17 protein-coding genes and 1 pseudogene are annotated in these 16610 nt (G+C 63.9%); 7 read left to right on the plus strand and 11 right to left on the minus strand.

The window, feature by feature from the left end:
- Positions 1 to 62 precede the first annotated feature (62 nt).
- From QCE64_RS31695 to QCE64_RS31710, 4 genes are all read right to left on the minus strand, one after another.
- Entirely contained in the window at positions 63 to 518 is a 456-nt protein-coding gene (locus QCE64_RS31695) for a type VI secretion system tube protein Hcp (protein WP_310008115.1), read from the minus strand.
- A 136-nt stretch (positions 519 to 654) separates the two neighbouring features.
- On the minus strand, positions 655 to 852 hold the full coding sequence (locus QCE64_RS31700; RefSeq protein WP_310008117.1) for a hypothetical protein: 198 nt from the start codon (positions 850 to 852) through the stop codon (positions 655 to 657).
- Complete coding sequence (locus QCE64_RS31705; protein ID WP_310008119.1) at positions 846 to 1202, minus strand: hypothetical protein; 357 nt, start codon at positions 1200 to 1202, stop codon at positions 846 to 848. Before QCE64_RS31705 ends, QCE64_RS31700 begins: the two co-directional genes overlap by 7 nt.
- Positions 1203 to 1374: 172 nt before the next feature.
- Positions 1375 to 1596 carry a hypothetical protein gene (locus QCE64_RS31710; protein ID WP_310008121.1) on the minus strand — a complete coding sequence of 74 codons (222 nt, stop codon included), beginning with the start codon at positions 1594 to 1596 and terminating at the stop codon, positions 1375 to 1377.
- Positions 1597 to 2240: 644 nt separating this feature from the next.
- Here QCE64_RS31710 and cobG point away from each other — a divergent pair.
- From cobG to cobJ, 4 genes are read left to right on the plus strand one after another with little or no spacing between them, the layout of a single operon-like run.
- A complete protein-coding gene (gene cobG / locus QCE64_RS31715; protein WP_310008123.1) occupies positions 2241 to 3521 on the plus strand; it encodes a precorrin-3B synthase in 1281 nt (426 codons plus the stop codon).
- Positions 3514 to 4140 carry a precorrin-8X methylmutase gene (locus QCE64_RS31720; RefSeq protein ID WP_309926518.1) on the plus strand — a complete coding sequence of 209 codons (627 nt, stop codon included), beginning with the start codon at positions 3514 to 3516 and terminating at the stop codon, positions 4138 to 4140. The genes cobG and QCE64_RS31720 overlap by 8 nt, the downstream gene beginning before the upstream one ends.
- The gene (locus QCE64_RS31725; protein ID WP_309926520.1) at positions 4137 to 4865 is read left to right on the plus strand and encodes a precorrin-2 C(20)-methyltransferase; all 729 of its coding nucleotides are present in this window, start codon (positions 4137 to 4139) and stop codon (positions 4863 to 4865) included. The genes QCE64_RS31720 and QCE64_RS31725 overlap by 4 nt, the downstream gene beginning before the upstream one ends.
- Positions 4853 to 6532, plus strand: a complete 1680-nt coding sequence (gene cobJ / locus QCE64_RS31730; protein ID WP_310008125.1) for a precorrin-3B C(17)-methyltransferase — start codon at positions 4853 to 4855, stop codon at positions 6530 to 6532. The genes QCE64_RS31725 and cobJ overlap by 13 nt, the downstream gene beginning before the upstream one ends.
- 4 nt (positions 6533 to 6536) lie before the next feature.
- Here cobJ and QCE64_RS31735 read toward each other — a convergent pair whose 3' ends face one another.
- From QCE64_RS31735 to cobW, 6 genes are all read right to left on the minus strand, one after another.
- Complete coding sequence (locus QCE64_RS31735) at positions 6537 to 6938, minus strand: type VI secretion system amidase immunity protein Tai4 (protein WP_310008127.1); 402 nt, start codon at positions 6936 to 6938, stop codon at positions 6537 to 6539.
- A gap of 38 nt (positions 6939 to 6976) precedes the next feature.
- Positions 6977 to 7477 (minus strand): type VI secretion system amidase effector protein Tae4, encoded by a 501-nt coding sequence (locus tag QCE64_RS31740; RefSeq protein ID WP_310008129.1) that lies wholly within the window; start codon positions 7475 to 7477, stop codon positions 6977 to 6979.
- Positions 7478 to 7623: 146 nt separating this feature from the next.
- Positions 7624 to 8205 carry a VWA domain-containing protein gene (locus tag QCE64_RS31745; RefSeq protein WP_310008621.1) on the minus strand — a complete coding sequence of 194 codons (582 nt, stop codon included), beginning with the start codon at positions 8203 to 8205 and terminating at the stop codon, positions 7624 to 7626.
- A 104-nt stretch (positions 8206 to 8309) separates the two neighbouring features.
- Positions 8310 to 9329, minus strand: coding sequence for an ATP-binding protein (locus QCE64_RS31750; protein WP_310008131.1), 1020 nt, complete (start codon positions 9327 to 9329; stop codon positions 8310 to 8312).
- Positions 9326 to 13102: a cobaltochelatase subunit CobN gene (gene cobN / locus QCE64_RS31755; protein ID WP_310008133.1), complete on the minus strand. Its 3777-nt coding sequence runs from the start codon at positions 13100 to 13102 to the stop codon at positions 9326 to 9328. The genes QCE64_RS31750 and cobN overlap by 4 nt, the downstream gene beginning before the upstream one ends.
- A 6-nt stretch (positions 13103 to 13108) precedes the next feature.
- Positions 13109 to 14194 carry a cobalamin biosynthesis protein CobW gene (gene cobW, locus QCE64_RS31760; RefSeq protein ID WP_310008135.1) on the minus strand — a complete coding sequence of 362 codons (1086 nt, stop codon included), beginning with the start codon at positions 14192 to 14194 and terminating at the stop codon, positions 13109 to 13111.
- Between the two features lie 600 nt (positions 14195 to 14794).
- Here cobW and QCE64_RS31765 point away from each other — a divergent pair.
- The 3 genes and pseudogenes from QCE64_RS31765 to QCE64_RS31775 all read left to right on the plus strand — a co-directional run.
- Positions 14795 to 15091 (plus strand): annotated as a pseudogene (locus QCE64_RS31765) (tlde1 domain-containing protein); the annotation flags it as partial.
- Complete coding sequence (locus QCE64_RS31770) at positions 15088 to 15603, plus strand: hypothetical protein (protein WP_310008137.1); 516 nt, start codon at positions 15088 to 15090, stop codon at positions 15601 to 15603. The pseudogene QCE64_RS31765 and the gene QCE64_RS31770, both read left to right, overlap by 4 nt.
- Positions 15604 to 15697: 94 nt before the next feature.
- The gene (locus QCE64_RS31775; RefSeq protein ID WP_310008139.1) at positions 15698 to 16120 is read left to right on the plus strand and encodes a cobalamin biosynthesis protein; all 423 of its coding nucleotides are present in this window, start codon (positions 15698 to 15700) and stop codon (positions 16118 to 16120) included.
- A 155-nt stretch (positions 16121 to 16275) separates the two neighbouring features.
- Here the strand turns inward: QCE64_RS31775 and QCE64_RS31780 are convergent, their stop codons facing one another.
- Positions 16276 to 16410: a hypothetical protein gene (locus QCE64_RS31780; RefSeq protein WP_309934929.1), complete on the minus strand. Its 135-nt coding sequence runs from the start codon at positions 16408 to 16410 to the stop codon at positions 16276 to 16278.
- Between the last annotated feature and the right edge of the window lie 200 nt (positions 16411 to 16610).

The raw sequence follows: 16610 nt of genomic DNA on the forward strand, positions 1-16610 counted from the left end.
ACCGGTTTCTCGTGGTCTGAATCAAATCGAAGCCCAAGTGGCGGCGCGCGACAGCGCTTGATTCAAGAACGCGCAACGGAAGGCGGCAAATCTGCGCAAGTGAACGCGAACGATCTGTTTGACGTGGTCCGCATACGGGTGACGATGCTCTCTTGGCTGCGGAGATCGAACAAGGCGGTGACGGTTCCGCCTCTCTGCCCCAGGTTCGTCAACAGGACATACTCGTATTTCATTCGAACAAAAGAAAGCGCGACGCGTTCTACGATGGCGCCCCCCGCGCCGACGGGTTCCACGACCGTGACCCTCACGTCATCCATGCTCCACCGCATGAATTCCTGTGGCGTTCCTCCGGCCATACGTGAAAACAGCGCGGCTTTAGGGATGGACCGACCCACGGCGCAGTACTTGGCCAAATTCGGGCTGGCGCGGTCCAGGCGGTGAACGAATTCCACGTCGCGAATGGTTGCCCTCGGTCCGCTTCCTGCATTGCTGTGTGATGCGCCGGACGCCTGATGCAATGATCACTTGAAAGAGATGACATCAATGGCCTTGGGCACGCTCTGCGATTCGCCCTCGATACCGTCAACAAGGATAAAAGTCTCCATGCGTTCCTTTTCTTGAACAGAATGAACTTGTAATGCGCATCAAACAATTTCAGCTGTGAGAGACAAAGCCGATCGACGACGACAAGCCAAGTCCGTCAATCAAACCCTCACTGATACCCTTCATGACAATCATGGCCCTGGCGTTTCTTGCCGCCATACCGATCAAGGCCGGACTGGCAGCGCACGCAAGCATCAGTGCCTCCGGAATGCCCATGTGCATGATTGTGCAAGCCTTTGCAATCAGCATGCCGCCACCCATTTCGGCGTTGAACGCGCCGCCGCCAAAACGGCTGCGGACAGTTCGTCGCCTTGGAAGGAGTAGTTCATAAAGACGATGCCGTCGCCCCAGAAATCCGTGGTGGAGCCCGAACCGGTCAATCCACGCCCTTTAGGCAAGGGCAATTCAGGAAGCTGAAACTGCTTCGGAATTCTCAGGCCAAGAAGATTGATTCCAAACGTGGAAAAGTTGAACTGGTGGGATACCTTCGCGGGATCGACCAGCACGAGTATGCCGCGTGCAGCAGATAAAGGACCCAACGCGCCAGCCACACTGGCACCGGTGTTATATCGCCAACGACTCTTTCTATAACTGATCATTCCTCGATCCGAAGTTGAGCAAGGACCTCCCCATTAGTCCCGATATGACCACCACCACGCCAAACAGGAGCGGCATGAAATCGAACAGGTTTAATGTCTGGTTGACCTTCGGTTGCATACCGGGCGCGCTGCGCAGATAACGCACCTCAAGGCGGTCACCCACCTCCACCGGTTAGGTACTGCTTCCGGGGAAAGTGACCGTTACGCCCTTGTCTGTCGTGAAAGACACTTCCGGGTGATAAGCACCGTGATTCAACTTGACGACTTCGCCCACTGTCACTGTGGATTCGAGATAGAAATCAATATCCATCCAGGTGAATTGACCAAAAATCGCGATCAGGCAAACGCCCAGAAAAACCGTGAGCCAATCGATTCGGGCCGTGCTCCGTTTCATGACCTCTGGCTCGTTTTCACGTGCGCGGGATTTCCTACGTTCCTATCTCTTGCCCGGTTCAACTTGACTGCGCCACAGCCTGATTCGACAACGCTGAAATCGCCGAGTCGTGTTCCGCTTCGCATCGCGCAGAAGGACTGCTGGTCAGGCAAATGCATCATGCGTCACGTCTCCGTGTCATCAAACCATTCATCAAAAATATCGCGATAACGAAAGTATGTGTGTCGCTTTGTGTAACGACATCAAATGCCCGCATGAAGAAAATGTCCGCACACATACAAGCGGGATAAATGCTTGCCCAACAGCATTGACTCGGTTCTTCAGAGGCCAAGGGATCGCGTTGATGACCAGCGTCCCGATAACGTTCATGCGTGCCATGCCGAGCACCGGCTTGAGTCGCGATGTTCGATGTTAGAATTCGGACCTGCCTTGCCTGACAAGGCTTTGCGGCATATTTTGGAGACGCCGGCAGGGCCTGGCGCTTGTACGCAGCGAGTCCGCGCACTCGCGCCCCTGATTCACTGCAAACAGCGCGGCGCGAATGACGCCTCCAAGCCAGGCGACTTGCCAACCGAACGTTTTCGCGCGACACCCACCGGCCGATGCAACCCGGTCAGCGCCACACACGCGAAGCCTCACGGGCCATGCCTTTGATCACACTCGACCATCCCGTGCCTGCGACCGCCCCCCGCATCTCCGCGTGTCCGGGGCTGATGCGCATCGTGCCCGCGCGCGATGGCGGTCTCGCGCGTTTGCGCCTGACGGGCGGCTCGCTGAGCGCCGACGCTGCGCGTGCCGTGGCGCGGGCCGCGCGCGAGTGCGGTTCCGGTGTGATCGAAGTGACCAATCGCGCGAACCTGCAACTGCGCGGCATTCGCGCCGACGCCCACGCGCGCCTCGTCGACATTGCTTCCGCTGCGGGCCTGGCGCCCGCGACCGAGAGCGCCGACGACATCCGCAACCTGATGCTGAGCCCGCTCGCGAGCGATGCCACCCGCACGCTGGCCGCCGATCTCATCGCTGCCATGCAGGCCGATGCCGCGCTGCATGCGCTATCGCCGAAATTCGCGCTGCAACTGGATGGTGGCGAGCAACTCGCGATGCTCGATCATCCGCATGACCTGTGGCTCGCCGCGCTCGATGACGGCGCGCGGTTCGCCTTCGGCCTCGCCGGCACGATCCCGCTGCATGCGCACGACACGCCCGCACTCGGCGTGATTTCCCGTGACGATGTCGTTACTTTCGTGACCGGCGTGCTGCGCCGCTTCCTTGCGCTTGCACGGCCCGACGAGCATCGCATGCGCGATCTGCTGGCGCGCGCCGGCACGCACGCCCTTGCCTTTCCGGAGCCGGAAGCGGCGCTACGGTCGTGGCGGCGCGCCCCCTCCGATGCCACGTTGCGGCTCGGCGCGCACGCCGACAACACCATGGCCTACGCCGGCGCACAGGCTCCGCTCGGACGCCTCGACGCCGCCACGCTCGACGCCCTCGCTGCCATCGCGACGAGTTACGCCGCGGACCGTCTCGCGATGACGCCATGGCAGAGCGTGCTGATCCCGGATCTTGCGCCGCACGCCGCGCACGATGTCCTGCATGAACTGCGGGCACTCGGTCTCGCGACGGAGCCGCGCGATCCGTTCGCGCGGTTGATCGCGTGCGCTGGTTCCGCCGGCTGCGCCAAGAGCCGCGCAGACACGAAATCCGATGCACAACGCCTTGCCCCGCTTCTGCCCGCGCACGCACTGGCGCAGGTGCATCTGAGCGGCTGCGAGCGTTCGTGCGCAGCGGCGCATCCGGTCGCGACCACTCTGCTGGCACGCGCACCGGGCCGTTACGACCTTTACCGCGGCGAGCAGCTCGCCGCCTGCAACCTGACACTCGAAGAGGCAGCCGAACGGCTCGCCCGGAGCACGACCGATGCTTGACTACATCCGCGACGGCGCGGAGATCTATCGCCAGTCGTTCGCGACGATCCGCGCCGAAGCCGACCTCGCCGCCGTCCCCGCCGATCTCGAAAAAGTCGCGGTGCGGCTGATTCATGCCTGCGGCATGGTCGATATCGTGAGCGACCTGCGTTTCTCGCCCGGCGCGGGGCTTGCTGGTCGCCGCGCGCTCGCGGCCGGCGCGCCGGTGCTGTGCGACGCGCGCATGGTCGCCGAAGGCATCACGCGCGCGCGGCTGCCGGCGGCCAATCGCGTGATCTGCACGCTCGCCGATGCCTCGGTTCCCGAACGCGCCCGCGCGCTGGGCAACACGCGTTCGGCTGCGGCGCTCGAACTCTGGCGGCCGGATCTCGAAGGCGCGATCGTCGCGATCGGCAATGCGCCCACGGCCCTGTTCCATCTGCTCGACATGCTCGATGCCGGCGCACCCCGGCCCGCGCTGATCCTGGGCTTTCCGGTGGGATTCATCGGCGCGGCGGAATCGAAGGCGATGCTCGCCGCCGACAGCCGCGGCATCCCGTACGTCGCGTTGCTTGGCCGGCGCGGCGGCAGCGCGATGGCCGCCGCCGCCGTGAACGCGCTGGCCTCGGAGGTCGAATGATGAGCGGACGTCTCTATGGCCTGGGCGTCGGTCCGGGCGATCCGGAACTGCTCACCCTGAAGGCGCTGCGCCTGCTGAAGGCCGCGCCGGTGGTCGCGTATTTTGTGGCGAAGGGCAAGAAGGGCAATGCGTTCGGCATCATCGAGGCGCATCTCGACGATGCGCAAACCCGCCTGCCGCTCGTCTATCCGGTCACGACCGAAGCGCTCGAACCGCCGCTTTGCTACGAAACCATCATCAGCGCGTTCTATGACGACGCGGCCCTCGAAATCTCGGGACATCTCGAATCCGGACACGATGTCGCGGTGATCTGTGAAGGCGATCCCTTCTTCTACGGCTCGTACATGTATCTGCACGACCGCCTCGCGACGCGATTCGACGCGGAAGTCGTGCCGGGCGTGTGTTCGATGCTGGGCGGCGTCGCGGTGCTCGGCGTGCCGCTGGTGTATCGCAACCAGAGCTTGTCGGTGCTGTCCGGCGTGTTGCCGGAAGCGGACCTGAAGCGCCGTCTCGAAGCCGCCGACGCCGCCGTCATCATGAAGCTCGGCCGCAACTTCGAAAAAGTGCGCCGCGTGCTGGCCGAACTCGGCCTCGACGACCGCGCGCTCTACGTCGAACGCGCGACGATGGCGAATCAGCGCATCGTCGCCCTCGATGAAGTCGACCCGATGGCGTCGCCGTACTTCTCGCTGCTCGTCGTGCCGGGGAAAAAATGGCAGGCATGACGGGCAGGAACACGCCGGCGATCGTCGTATTGGGCAGCGCCGCGCTCGACACCGCGCGACGCATCCAGGCGCACGTTCCGGGCGCGCGCATCCATGGGCTGGCGAGCCGCGTGGACGCTCATTCCGCCGACATCGCCTATGACGATTTCGGCGCGCACCTGCGTTCGCTGTATGTGTCAGGTACGCCGGTGATCGCGCTGTGCGCCGCGGGCATCGTGATCCGCGCGCTGGCAACGTGTCTCGCGGACAAGGGCGCGGAACCGCCGGTGCTGGCCGTCGCCCAGGACGGCAGCGCAGTCGTGCCGCTGCTCGGCGGCATGAGCGGGGTGAACGTGCTGGCGCGCGAGATCGCGGCTTCGTTGCACATCGCGCCCGCCATCACGACGAGCGGCGAGCTGCGCTTCGGCCAATGTCTGCTCGCACCGCCCGAGGGTTACGCGCTGGCGGACATCGAGCAAGGCAAGCGCTTCGTGTCCGGACTGCTGGCGGGCGAGACGACGCGCATCGAAGGCCACGCGCCCTGGCTCGACGACGCGCCGCTGCCGCGCGCCGCCGACGCTCGCCTCGCCGTGCATATCACGCCGTATGGCGCGGGCACAGCCACGGCCGCGCTTACGCCGGACGATCTCGTGATTCATCCGCGCTGCGTGCTGGCGTGGCTCGACGATGCGGGCATCGAAGGCGATATCGCGGAACGGGTGCGCGTCGCAATGCGCGAGCGCGGTCTCGCGCCGCTTGCGCTCGCGGCGCTTGTTGCACCCGTGCGGCAAGGTTCACTCGAAGCGCTCACGGAGGCCGCGCATGCGCTCGGCGTGCCGCTGCGCCTGTGCGATGCGCGGCCCTTCGACGCAGCCAGCTCGAACGGCGTCGCGCTGCATGTCGCGGATACGCCGGTCGATGCGCTTGCCATCGGCCGTGCGCGCGGCACGCTGACCGTGCTGGGCCTCGGCCCCGGCAGCGCGGATTTGCTGACGCCCGCCGCGCGCCGTGCGCTCGATGAAGCGCAGGACGTGCTCGGCTATGAGACCTACGTGCGCATGGCCGGACCGTTCCGCGACGACCAGTGCGTCCACATGACCGACAACCGCGAGGAATTGCAGCGCGCGCGGCGTGCTTTCGAACTGGCGAGCGAGGGACGGCGCGTCGTCGTGGTGTCGTCGGGCGATCCGGGCGTGTTCGCCATGGCGGCGGCAGTGCTCGAAGCACTCGACACAGGCCGCGCCGATCACGCCGACTGGCACGCCGTGAAGCTTGCGATCGTGCCGGGCGTGTCGGCATCGCTGGCGACGTCGGCGCGGGCGGGCGCGCCGCTCGGTCACGACTTCTGCGTGCTCTCGCTGTCCGACAACCTGAAGCCGTGGAGCGTGATCGAGAAACGCATCGCACATGCCGGCGAAGCCGATCTGGTGATGGCGTTCTACAACCCGCTATCGAAGGCGCGGCCCTGGCAGTTTGATCGCGCGATGGAGATCGTCAGGCAGCATCGGCGGGCGGAGACGCCGGTCGTCTTGGGACGGGACATCGGCCGTCCGGGGGAACGCCTGAGCATCGTGACGCTGGGCGCACTGACGAGCGATCTCGTCGACATGCGGACGATGGTGATCGTCGGATCATCGACGACGCGGACGGTGGGGAACTGGGTTTATACGCCGCGGTGGTATGCGTGAAGAGTTAGCGGGAAGGTGAATGGATGCGGCGGTTCGGGTCAATCACCATGGCCTGCACCAGATGGTCCAGGTCCATGCTGTGATACAGGTCGAGGCATTTGAGAAAGTCGAAGCGAATGTTGAGGCCGTTCGTTTCGGCTTCGGCAAGCGGATTTCGATAGTCCCGTTCAAGGTAAGCCTTCACAAGTGACGTGATGGCCTGGGGCGTCCGGTCCAGATCGTAGTAGGTCCAGTCACGCAGCGCACTCACGCTGCTTCCGGAATCGATTCGTGCGTCCGCGCTGCTGTCGTAGGCCGTTGCGACGCAAGTAGCCAGCACCATGTCTCTGTAATTATCGGCGTAGGTGCGCGTGGACCCTTCTGGCGAGTCGGCGGCAGCGATGACTGATGGGCTAATGAGCACCATCCACATTGAAATAAGTGGAAAGATGGCGTTCCGAAGCCTCAACGCAAGCTCCCAAAATGGGCGCGATTAGTTCGGAAAGTCGCCTCCGGTTCGTTGAAATAACACCGGTCATAGCGAATGATTCCGTTGTACAACGTCGCATGCCCTTGAGCATCGCCCCACCCAGAAACCTCGAAAAGGATGACACCTCTTTTGTTTGCCAGCGCGCCACCGCCTGAAGGCGGAAACTCAACCACCTCTGCTTCACCCCAGCAATGCTGAAGGAAGTCGATCAGATCTCGCACCCGAAAAAAGTACTGTCGCTTGTCTCCGCCGGTCACTGTTTTGCCACGGATCGTCGGAATTGGGATGCCGCAGTGATTGAGGATGTAACTCATCCGAACAGCACACGTATTTTTCCACCTCGAGGCCGCATTCGGTAAGTCGATGTTTCGAGCCACCACGCCACCGATAGTGCTCGCGACCTTCGCTTCAGGATTGGACGGGGCATAGACCTTCATCGCGGCAGACCACGCCGTTGCAAACATCGGACGATGCATGGGGAATCCTCATCAAAGTTCCGAGTGATTCTGGATCCTAGCCTTGAAATCCACGCATAACCATGGAGAGCAAACTATCTATCATCAATTTCAGAAAAATCACAGTCGAACGCGGTTAGTCCACGCAATGCATGCGATTCACCGCCTCATATAGCTGCCCCTTCCTCCTCTAACTCCCCCGCCGTCAAATACTCCGCCTCCCACTCCCGCGCGAACGCCCTGCACCGTCCGACGCGCACGGCATGCTCATCAAAATCCACGACCACAATCCGGTCCGCATCCCGTGGCCGCTGTGGCTGCTCATTCGTCCGCCCGTCCGTCAGCAGCCACAGCGAGCGACGCTGCGAAGGCCTGCGCCGTGCCGCACGCGTCAGCAGCGCCGCCGCACGCGCAAGCCCAAGCGTTAGCGGCGTACCCCCGCCTCCGCCGATCGGCGCCACCCAGCGCTCGTTGAACACATGCGCCGCGCCCGGCTGACGGCGCACTTCCGCGCGCCCGCCGCCAAAACACACCAGCGCAATTTCCGCACGCTTGCGATACGCGCGATCGAACAATGCCACCAGCATGCCCTTCGCGCGGGCGAGCCGTTCGCCCGCGAGCATCGATGCCGAGCAATCCAGCACGAAACAATGCAACGCCGCGGCCTCGCCTTGCTTGCGCCGATGCCGCAGATGCCCCGGCTGAAGACGCGCCGCGCGCCGGGCACGCAAAGTCGCCGGCCAGTCGATGGACACGCTTGCATCGCCCTCGCGCGACACGTGACGACCAGGTGAACGCGCCGCTTTCCATCGAAGACGATGCTCTCCGGCATCCGCGTCCCGCCTTCGATGGTTCAGGCTTTTTTTGTGGTGAGTGGCCTCACGTGCTTGATCTTCGTGATGCCGGCGGGCTCGGGCGGCAGATGGCCCCAGTCGGCATCGCCGGAATCCGCTTGCGAAGGCGCGGACTCGCGGTCCGGCGGCGGCAAGGAAGAAGACGACGAAGACGCATCCCCCTCATGCCGGCGATGCCGCAATACCGCATTCGCCACCTGCTCGACATGCGTGACCGTGACGTCAGCGGCCCCCTCCAGCGCCGCCAGTGCACGCGCCGCGCGCAGCATCACGAGATCGGCGCGCAGACCGTCCACATTCGCCGCGATGCACAGTTCACTCACACGCGCGTGAACGGCATCGTCGAACGTGAAGTAAGCAAGCGCCGCGCGCGCCGCATGGATGCGTGCATGCAACGCAGCCTGCGCCGCTTCATGCCGCGCGCGAAAGGCGGCCGGGTCGGCATCGAATGCAAGCCGCGCCTTCACGATCTGCTGGCGCACGGCCGCGTCGAAACAATTGCTCATTTCCACCGCAAGCCCGAACCGGTCGAGCAGTTGCGGCCGCAATTCGCCCTCTTCCGGATTCATCGTGCCGATCAGCACGAAACGCGCGTCATGCCGGTGCGAAATGCCATCGCGCTCGACGATGTTCACCCCGCTCGCCGCGACATCCAGCAGTTGATCGACGAGCGGATTCGGCAGCAGGTTCACTTCATCGACATACAGGACGCCGAGATGCGCCTTCGCGAGCAAGCCCGGCGCAAAGCTCACGCCGCCGTCGCGCAACGCGCTCTGCAGATCCAGCGTGCCGATCAGCTGCTCCTCGCTCGCGCCGAGCGGCAGGCTCACGAGCCGCCCTTCCGGCAACAGTTCGGCAAGCGCGCGCGCGGCCGTGGACTTCGCCGTGCCGCGCGGCCCGCTGACCAGCACGCCGCCGATAGACGGGTCCACCGCCGCCAGCAACAGCGCCTGCTGCAAGCCGTCCTGACCGACTAGCGCGGCGAACGGAAACACCGAAGAAGAAAGAGATGAGTTCAAGACTGTCTGCCCTCGATGCGTTGCTCGACATCGAGCAGATGCCGCTCGACCTGGTCGCGATAATCAGCGGGGTTCTGCCACAGGCCGCGCTCCATGGCTTCGAGCAGCCGCTCGCAGATCGATTGCAGCGCGTGCGGATTGTGCCGCGAGATGAAGTCGCGCGTGGCGGGATCGTTCACATAGGCATCGGTGACGAGCGCGTATTGATGATCCGACACCACGCGCGCGGTTGCGTCATAGCCGAACAGGTAATCGACCGTCGCGGCCATTTCCGACGCACCCTTGTAGCCGTGCCGCTTCACGCCGTCGATCCATTTCGGATTCACGACCCGCGCACGCACCACGCGCGCAATTTCCTCGTGCAGCGTGCGCACTCGCGGCGCGGCGGGATTGCTGTGATCGGCGTTATAGGCCTGCGGCTGCACGCCGGACAGATAGCGCACGGCCGCGATCATGCCGCCCTGGAACTGGTGATAGTCGTTCGAATCGAGCAGGTCGTGCTCGCGATTGTCCTGGTTCTGCAACACGACATCGAGGGTCGAGAGCCGCGTGCCGAAACTCGCGCGCGCCTCCACGCCATCGCCGGACTGCGCATACGCATAGCCGCCCGTGGTTTGATAGGCGGCGGACAGATCGGCGTCCGTCTGCCATTGCTTCGCGTCGATCAGTTCCTGAAGCCCCGCGCCATAGGCGCCCGGCTTCGTGCTGAACACACGCCAGCCCGCTTGCCGCCGCGCCGCTTCGGCATCCATGCCGCGCGCCATCAGTTCGTCGCGTTCGCGCAGGATGCGGGCGCGGATCGGATTGACGTCGGCGGGTTCGTCGTCGAGGGCGGCCACGGCCTGCACAGCGGCATCGAAGAGATGCATCAGGTTCGCGAAGGCATCGCGGAAAAAGCCCGACACCCGCAGCGTCACGTCGATGCGCGGCCGGTTGAAGATCGAGATCGGCAGAATTTCGAAGTCCGTCACGCGATGGCTGCCCGCCGCCCACTTCGGCCGCACGCCGATCAGCGCAAATGCCTGCGCGATGTCGTCGCCGCCGGTGCGCATCGTCGCCGTGCCCCACACGGACAAGCCGATGGCGCGCGGAAAATCGCCGTGATCCTGGACATGCCGCTCGACCAGCGCGTTCGCCGACTTGAGTCCGAGCGACCAGGCGGCTTGCGTCGGCAACGCGCGGGTATCGACCGAATAGAAGTTGCGGCCCGTCGGCAAGACATCGGGCCGGCCGCGCGAAGGCGATCCGCTCGGACCCGGCGGCACGAAGCGCCCTTCGAGCCCACGTTTCAGTTGCAGCAGTTCCTGCGGTCCGCACGCATCGAGACGCGGCAGCACCTCACGGCGCAAGCGCCCGAGCACGAGCGACGCGTGCGCGCCGGGCGCTTCCCGTGCGTCGTCCGACAATAGTTGCATCGCTAACCATTCGAGGCGTTCGCGCGTATCGCCATGATGACGCCATGGCGCATCGCTCACCGCCGCGAGCGTCAGCGGACGCGGACCGGTCCATCGCGCGGCCCAGTCCGAGTCGAGCGGGTCGAAGTGATCGCCGAGTTGCAAATCGCGCGCAAGCGCGGTGATGAGACTGGCGTTCGCGCCCTGTCCGTCGCCGACGGGAAAACGCCCGAGCGCCAGCAGCGTGTCGCTTCGCTGCGTGCCCTCCGGCGACACGCCGAACACATGCAGACCGTCGCGGATCTGCGCTTCCTTCAGCTCGCAGAGATAGGCATCGGCGCGCGTGAGCAGTGCGTCTTCTCCCGCGATGTCGCGCGGGGCGTCGAGCCCGAGTTCCTCGTGCAGCCGGTTCTCGACGATGGTCCTGAGAATCGACTGGCGCAGCAGTTTCGCGCGGCGCACGTCCACCATCAGCGCTTCGTAGTATTCGTCGACCTGGCGTTCGAGGTCCTGCAAGGGCCCGTAGTTTTCCGCGCGCGTGAGCGGCGGCATCAGGTGATCGATGATGACGGCCTGCGCACGGCGCTTGGCCTGACTGCCCTCGCCCGGGTCGTTGACGATGAAGGGATAGAGATGCGGCATCGGGCCGAGAATCGCATCGGGCCAGCACGATGACGACAGCGCCACGCTCTTGCCCGGCAGCCATTCGAGATTGCCGTGCTTGCCGACATGCACGATCGCATCCGCCTGGAAACGCACGCGCAGCCAGAAGTAGAACGCCAGATACGCATGCGGCGGGACGAGTTCGGCGTCGTGATAGCTCGCGTAGTCATTGCGTTCGCGCGAACGCGCGGGCTGGATGCCGACGAATATCTCGCCGCAGCGATACCCCGCGATCATGAAGCGACCGCGCCGCACGGTGGGATCGTCTTCAGGCGCGCCCCAGACGGCTTCGAGCGCGGCGCGCGCGTCAGCGGGCAGGGTGCGGTACGCGTCGAGGTAATGCGCCATCGACAGGCTTTGCAACGCGGGCCGCAAGTCGCGCACGAGTGGGTCGTTGGTCACGCCTTCCGTCAGCATGCCGATCAGCGCGTCGCCATCGGCCGGAATCTGGCCGACGCGATAGCCTTCGCGCCCGAGCATCGACAGAATGCCGATGGCCGATGCCGGCGTATCGAGCCCGACGCCATTGCCGATGCGTCCCTCGCTGGCCGGATAGTTGGCCAGCACGAGCGCGACGCGCTTCTGCGCATTCTGCGTCTGACGCAGCCTGCACCAGCGCCGGCTCAGTTCGGCGACGAAGCGCACGCGCTCGTCGTCGGCCTGATAGCGCACCACGTCGACCTGCGTCTGCTTGCAGTGATACGCAAGCCCCTTGAAGCTCACAGCGCGCGTGATGATGCGGCCATCGACTTCGGGCAGCGCCACGTGCATCGCGACGTCGCGCGAGTTCAGGCCATGATTGGACTGCTGCCAGTCCTCGCGATTGCCGCCGCTCAGGATCACCTGCAGCACGGGTGCATCGCCCGCGACTTCGAACGCCTCGCTCTCGCCGATCACGCCCGCCGCGAATGCCGTGGTATTCAGCACGAGCGCCGCGCGCTGCTCCGCGCACACGCGCTCGACCACTTCGCGGCTCACGCTGTCCTTCAGCGATGCAATGGCGATCGGCAACGGGTTCAGCCCTTCCCGCTCGAGCGCGTCGACGAGGGAATCGAATACGGCCGTGTTGCCCGATTGCAGATGCGCACGATAGAACAGGATGGCGACGACCGGCGCGTCCTTCGTCCAGCGCGCCTGCCAGTCCGCGACCGTGGCGATCTCGCGTTCGGGATGATAGATCGCCACCGCGGGCAGTGCGGCGGGCGGCGGCGGCTCAGTGCCGTAATCCAGCGCATGCCGCGCGATGGCGCGCAAGAACGCTTCTGCATTGCGCGCGCCGCCTTCGCGCAGATAGCGCGAGAGCTGGCGGCAGAACGCGGGATCGACAGTGCTCCTGGCGATCAGGTTTGGGTCTTCGGTCAGATCGCCCGAGAACATCGCGAGCATCTGGCGCTGCTTGTTCGCCAGCGTCACCAGGCGCTCGATGCCATACGGCCAGTACGATTCGCCGCCGAGATGATCGACGACCACGACCTGTGCATGGCTCAGGACATCGTCGACGTAGAAATCGACGGAAGCCGGCTGGCGCAGGAACGACTGATTGGCGAGCCGCACTTCGGGGAAACCGGGCTCCAGACGTGGCACCACGCTTGCCAGCAGGGCGAGCGTGGTGTCGGCGGAACTGAGAATGACGATCGGCGCGCGGGTCTGCTCGATGCGCATGACGCCCTGCGCGTCGTCGACGAAACCGCCCGGGGTCGTGCGCAGCAGATGCATGGCGGCCTACGCCTGCGCTGGCGCGCTCGCAAGCGCGGCTTCGAAGGCCCGCTGCAAGGCGTCCGCGCTCAGGTCCTCGCCGATCAGCACGAAGCGGCTCTGCTGCCGGTCTTCGTGCACTTCCCAGCGACGGTCGAAGTAGCTGTCGAAGCGCTGCCCGACGCCCTGCACCACGAGCCGCATGGCCGCGCCCGGCAACGCCGCGAAACCCTTCACGCGATAGATCGTGTGCTGGCCGACCAGCGTCTGCAATGCGGCGATGGCCTGCTCGCGCGATTCGACCGGCGCGTGCACGACGACCGAATCGAACTCGTCGTGATGGTGATCGGCGTGACCTGCTTCGTCGGGCGAGCCATGATGATCGTGGCGCAGGTGAATGGTCTCTTCCGATGCCGCTTCGAGACCGAGCAACGCGTGAATGTCGAGCTTGCCCATGTGCGCGGGCACGATCTTCACTTCGGCGGGAATCTCGGGGCGCACGAGCGCTTCGACCTTGTGCAGGGCCTCGGCGTCCATCAGGTCGGTCTTGTTCACGATGACGAGGTCCGCCGACGACAACTGGTCTTCGAACAATTCATGCAGCGGCGATTCGTGATCGAGATTCGGATCGGCCTTGCGCTGTGCATCGACGGCGACCGGGTTCGCCGCGAACTGGCCGCTCGCGGCGGCGGGTCCGTCGACCATGGTGACGACCGCATCGACGGTGAAGGCGTTGCGGATGGACGGCCAGTTGAACGCCTGCACGAGCGGCTTGGGCAGCGCGAGACCTGATGTCTCGATCAGCACGTGATCGATGCTGTCGCGCCGTTCGAGCAACTGTTCCATCACGGGATAGAACTCCTCCTGCACGGTGCAGCAGAGACAGCCGTTGGCGAGTTCGTAGAGATTGCGGTCGGCGGATGCTGCTTCGTCGTCGCAGCCGATGCCGCAACCCTTGAGGATCTCGCCGTCGATGCCGAGTTCGCCGAACTCGTTGACGATGACTGCAATGCGCTTGCCCTGCGCGTTGGACAGGATATGCCGCATCAGCGTGGTCTTGCCGCTGCCGAGGAAGCCGGTCACGACGGTAACGGGAATCTTGCGGGTCTGCATCGTGGCTCCGGGAGTGGTGTTGCGTTTGGGATGCGCGAGGCGGGATGAAGGGCTGCATCGACTGAACGATGACGCGCGTTTTGTGTTCGGGTCTGGCGAGGCTGGGGCGCAGATTGCTGCGCTGTTGCCGGAGCCGGACTGGAATGCCGCAAAGCCTTGTCAGGCAAGCCGGACACAAATTTTAGCACGGGGGGTTTTCGTTGTTTCACGTTCGAAGTGCGTGGGTCGGCGGCGGCCCTGCTCATTCGCTATATCACTCGCCGGTCATCGTTACGTTCTTATCGACTGCGCGGGAGCATCGGATTTATCTCAGGACCTTGATCCAGTCACACAAAAGCACACATTTAAGGACGTTGGTGCGCTAAGTTCACCGGTCACATCATTTTTTGAGGCTTGCGCCCGCAAAGAATGGATCGAGATGCCCGTCACATGTACTTTCATCCTGAACAATCGCTCCACATCCACGCTAGTTTGCTCGGGATATGGAACCGTCGAAGCGTTTTCAGGCAACGAGCGAGGTCTTGACAATCCGGCCGAGGTTGCGTCAAAAGGCATCGGACCCATCCGCCTGGAACGTATTACCTCGTTGACCGTCAATCAGGTGGCCGGTTGGGTCAACTCCGTGATGTTTTCTCGCCGCAGCCCGGGTCAACGGATCGAAGCAAATGGTTCATGCTCTGGAATCCACGGTCGGGCGATGAGACCAACATCAAAGGCGTAAAACGCAGCAACTTCCGATTGCACGCTGTGGGAGCCGATGAAAGAAGCGAGGGGTGTATCACGCTCGTCAATCCCGCCGAGTTCGAGCTGTTGCAACGTTTCATTCGTAGATCGCCGCCCTCAATGTCCGTTCCTGGTTCCACCCTCAAGTCGTATGGGATGGTGACGGTTCGATGATCCGAAAAGCAGTCCGCAAGCTTTGCCTCGTCGCTTCGGCGCTCCTCGCCTCGCTCCTCGCCGCCCTCGCCATGACTCGCTTCGCGAACCTTCGGGCCGGCGCCATACCTGACTGGATGGCCGACGGCGTGCGCGCCACGTTCGAAGCCATGAGCGACCGGCCAGTCGGAATCGAAAGCATCATCGACGGAAGCCTGCTGTTCAAGCTCGCGTTCTTCTGGCTCATGGCCGCGCTCGTGATGACAGGCAGTCTTCTGGCTGCTCGCCGCTTGCTGCACAAGCCATCACTGGGCCTTGCCTGTAGTGCTGGCGCGTTTCCCATTGCGTGGTTTCTTGCGCATTGCGTGCACCTGGCATCGACCACGTTTAATGGCGTTCGGAAAGATTCTCAAATCCTGTACGTGTCAGGCTTGTTGCTTGCATGCTGGGTTGGCATGGTGATGGTTCTGCTTGCCGTTCTCGCCTTGAGGAGCCGGCGTTCTGCACAGAACAATCAAAAGAAGGACGACTAGTTCCCCTTTGGCGCGGTCGAAAGCCCGAACAAAAGCGTCCGGCTGAGCCACGTTAAAATCCCCGCTCACCCCTCAACAACCTACCCGCCTCGCGATGAACCCCGCCATTGATCGCGCCCCGCCGCTCCCTTCGAAGCTCGCCGTAGGCATCGGCTGCAGGCGAGGCACGAGCGCGGATGCAATCGAACGCGCGGTGCAAGCCGCACTCGGCCCGCATGCATTCGGCGATATCGCCGTTATGGCCACCATCGACACCAAGCGTGCCGAAGCCGGTCTGCTCGCCTTCTGCACACGCCACCATCTGCCGTTGCGCTTCTTCAGCGGCGCGGAGATCGCGCAGGCGCCGCACACGGCGCGCTCGCATCACGCGCGCAAACATCTGAACGTGGATGGCGTCTGCGAGCCCTGTGCGCTGCTGGCGGGCAACTCGGCCACGCTCATCGTGCCGAAGACGATCGATTCCGGCGTAACCGTCGCGATCGCAGCGGCGCGCGGAGCATTCGGAAGCGGCGCTTGATGACAGGATCGACCCCGGCCGCCATGGCTCCCTTGCGCACCAGCGGCTTGGCGACCACGGGCTTCAGTTTGTCGTAACAAAGCCAGATCAGTATGGTCAGTGCCACGAGTTCCAGATAAAGGTAAAACGCATCCATCGACTTGCTCCAATAACAGTCACCGCTGATCCTTCATGGAAGGATCGACATCGCTTTCCCGCGGCGGCCGCAACGACCAGATCCAGCCGAGCAGCACGCCGTAGAACACGAGCGAAGCCACACCGACGACGATCACGACAAGCAGGCTGTCCATGGATCTCTCCCTGAATGGTTCACGGATGCAGCAAGCGAAGGGCGATGAGCCATGTTTCGTGATTCCTCGTGAGGCCGTTTCGTTGTTGCGCAACGAATGATGACCGCCATGAATTAGCCCGGTATGAGCACTTCACCAGCGCCATGTCTCGCTCGCCAGCGCAGGGTTTGCTCGCGCCAGCCTCATTCGGCGCTAATGCC

This window comes from Caballeronia sp. LZ043, assembly GCF_031451075.1.
Taxonomy (GTDB): Bacteria; Pseudomonadota; Gammaproteobacteria; order Burkholderiales; family Burkholderiaceae; genus Caballeronia.

Coding starts and splice junctions, on each gene's coding strand:
- QCE64_RS31700 (WP_310008117.1), bottom strand. CDS start 852: ATGCTGATTGCAAAGGCTTGCACAATCATGCACATGGGCATTCCGGAG.
- QCE64_RS31705 (WP_310008119.1), bottom strand. CDS start 1,202: ATGATCAGTTATAGAAAGAGTCGTTGGCGATATAACACCGGTGCCAGT.
- QCE64_RS31710 (WP_310008121.1), bottom strand. CDS start 1,596: ATGAAACGGAGCACGGCCCGAATCGATTGGCTCACGGTTTTTCTGGGC.
- cobG (WP_310008123.1), top strand. CDS start 2,241: ATGCCTTTGATCACACTCGACCATCCCGTGCCTGCGACCGCCCCCCGC.
- QCE64_RS31720 (WP_309926518.1), top strand. CDS start 3,514: ATGCTTGACTACATCCGCGACGGCGCGGAGATCTATCGCCAGTCGTTC.
- QCE64_RS31725 (WP_309926520.1), top strand. CDS start 4,137: ATGATGAGCGGACGTCTCTATGGCCTGGGCGTCGGTCCGGGCGATCCG.
- cobJ (WP_310008125.1), top strand. CDS start 4,853: ATGGCAGGCATGACGGGCAGGAACACGCCGGCGATCGTCGTATTGGGC.
- QCE64_RS31735 (WP_310008127.1), bottom strand. CDS start 6,938: ATGGTGCTCATTAGCCCATCAGTCATCGCTGCCGCCGACTCGCCAGAA.
- QCE64_RS31740 (WP_310008129.1), bottom strand. CDS start 7,477: ATGCATCGTCCGATGTTTGCAACGGCGTGGTCTGCCGCGATGAAGGTC.
- cobN (WP_310008133.1), bottom strand. CDS start 13,102: ATGCATCTGCTGCGCACGACCCCGGGCGGTTTCGTCGACGACGCGCAG.
- cobW (WP_310008135.1), bottom strand. CDS start 14,194: ATGCAGACCCGCAAGATTCCCGTTACCGTCGTGACCGGCTTCCTCGGC.
- QCE64_RS31770 (WP_310008137.1), top strand. CDS start 15,088: ATGATCCGAAAAGCAGTCCGCAAGCTTTGCCTCGTCGCTTCGGCGCTC.
- QCE64_RS31775 (WP_310008139.1), top strand. CDS start 15,698: ATGAACCCCGCCATTGATCGCGCCCCGCCGCTCCCTTCGAAGCTCGCC.
- QCE64_RS31780 (WP_309934929.1), bottom strand. CDS start 16,410: ATGGACAGCCTGCTTGTCGTGATCGTCGTCGGTGTGGCTTCGCTCGTG.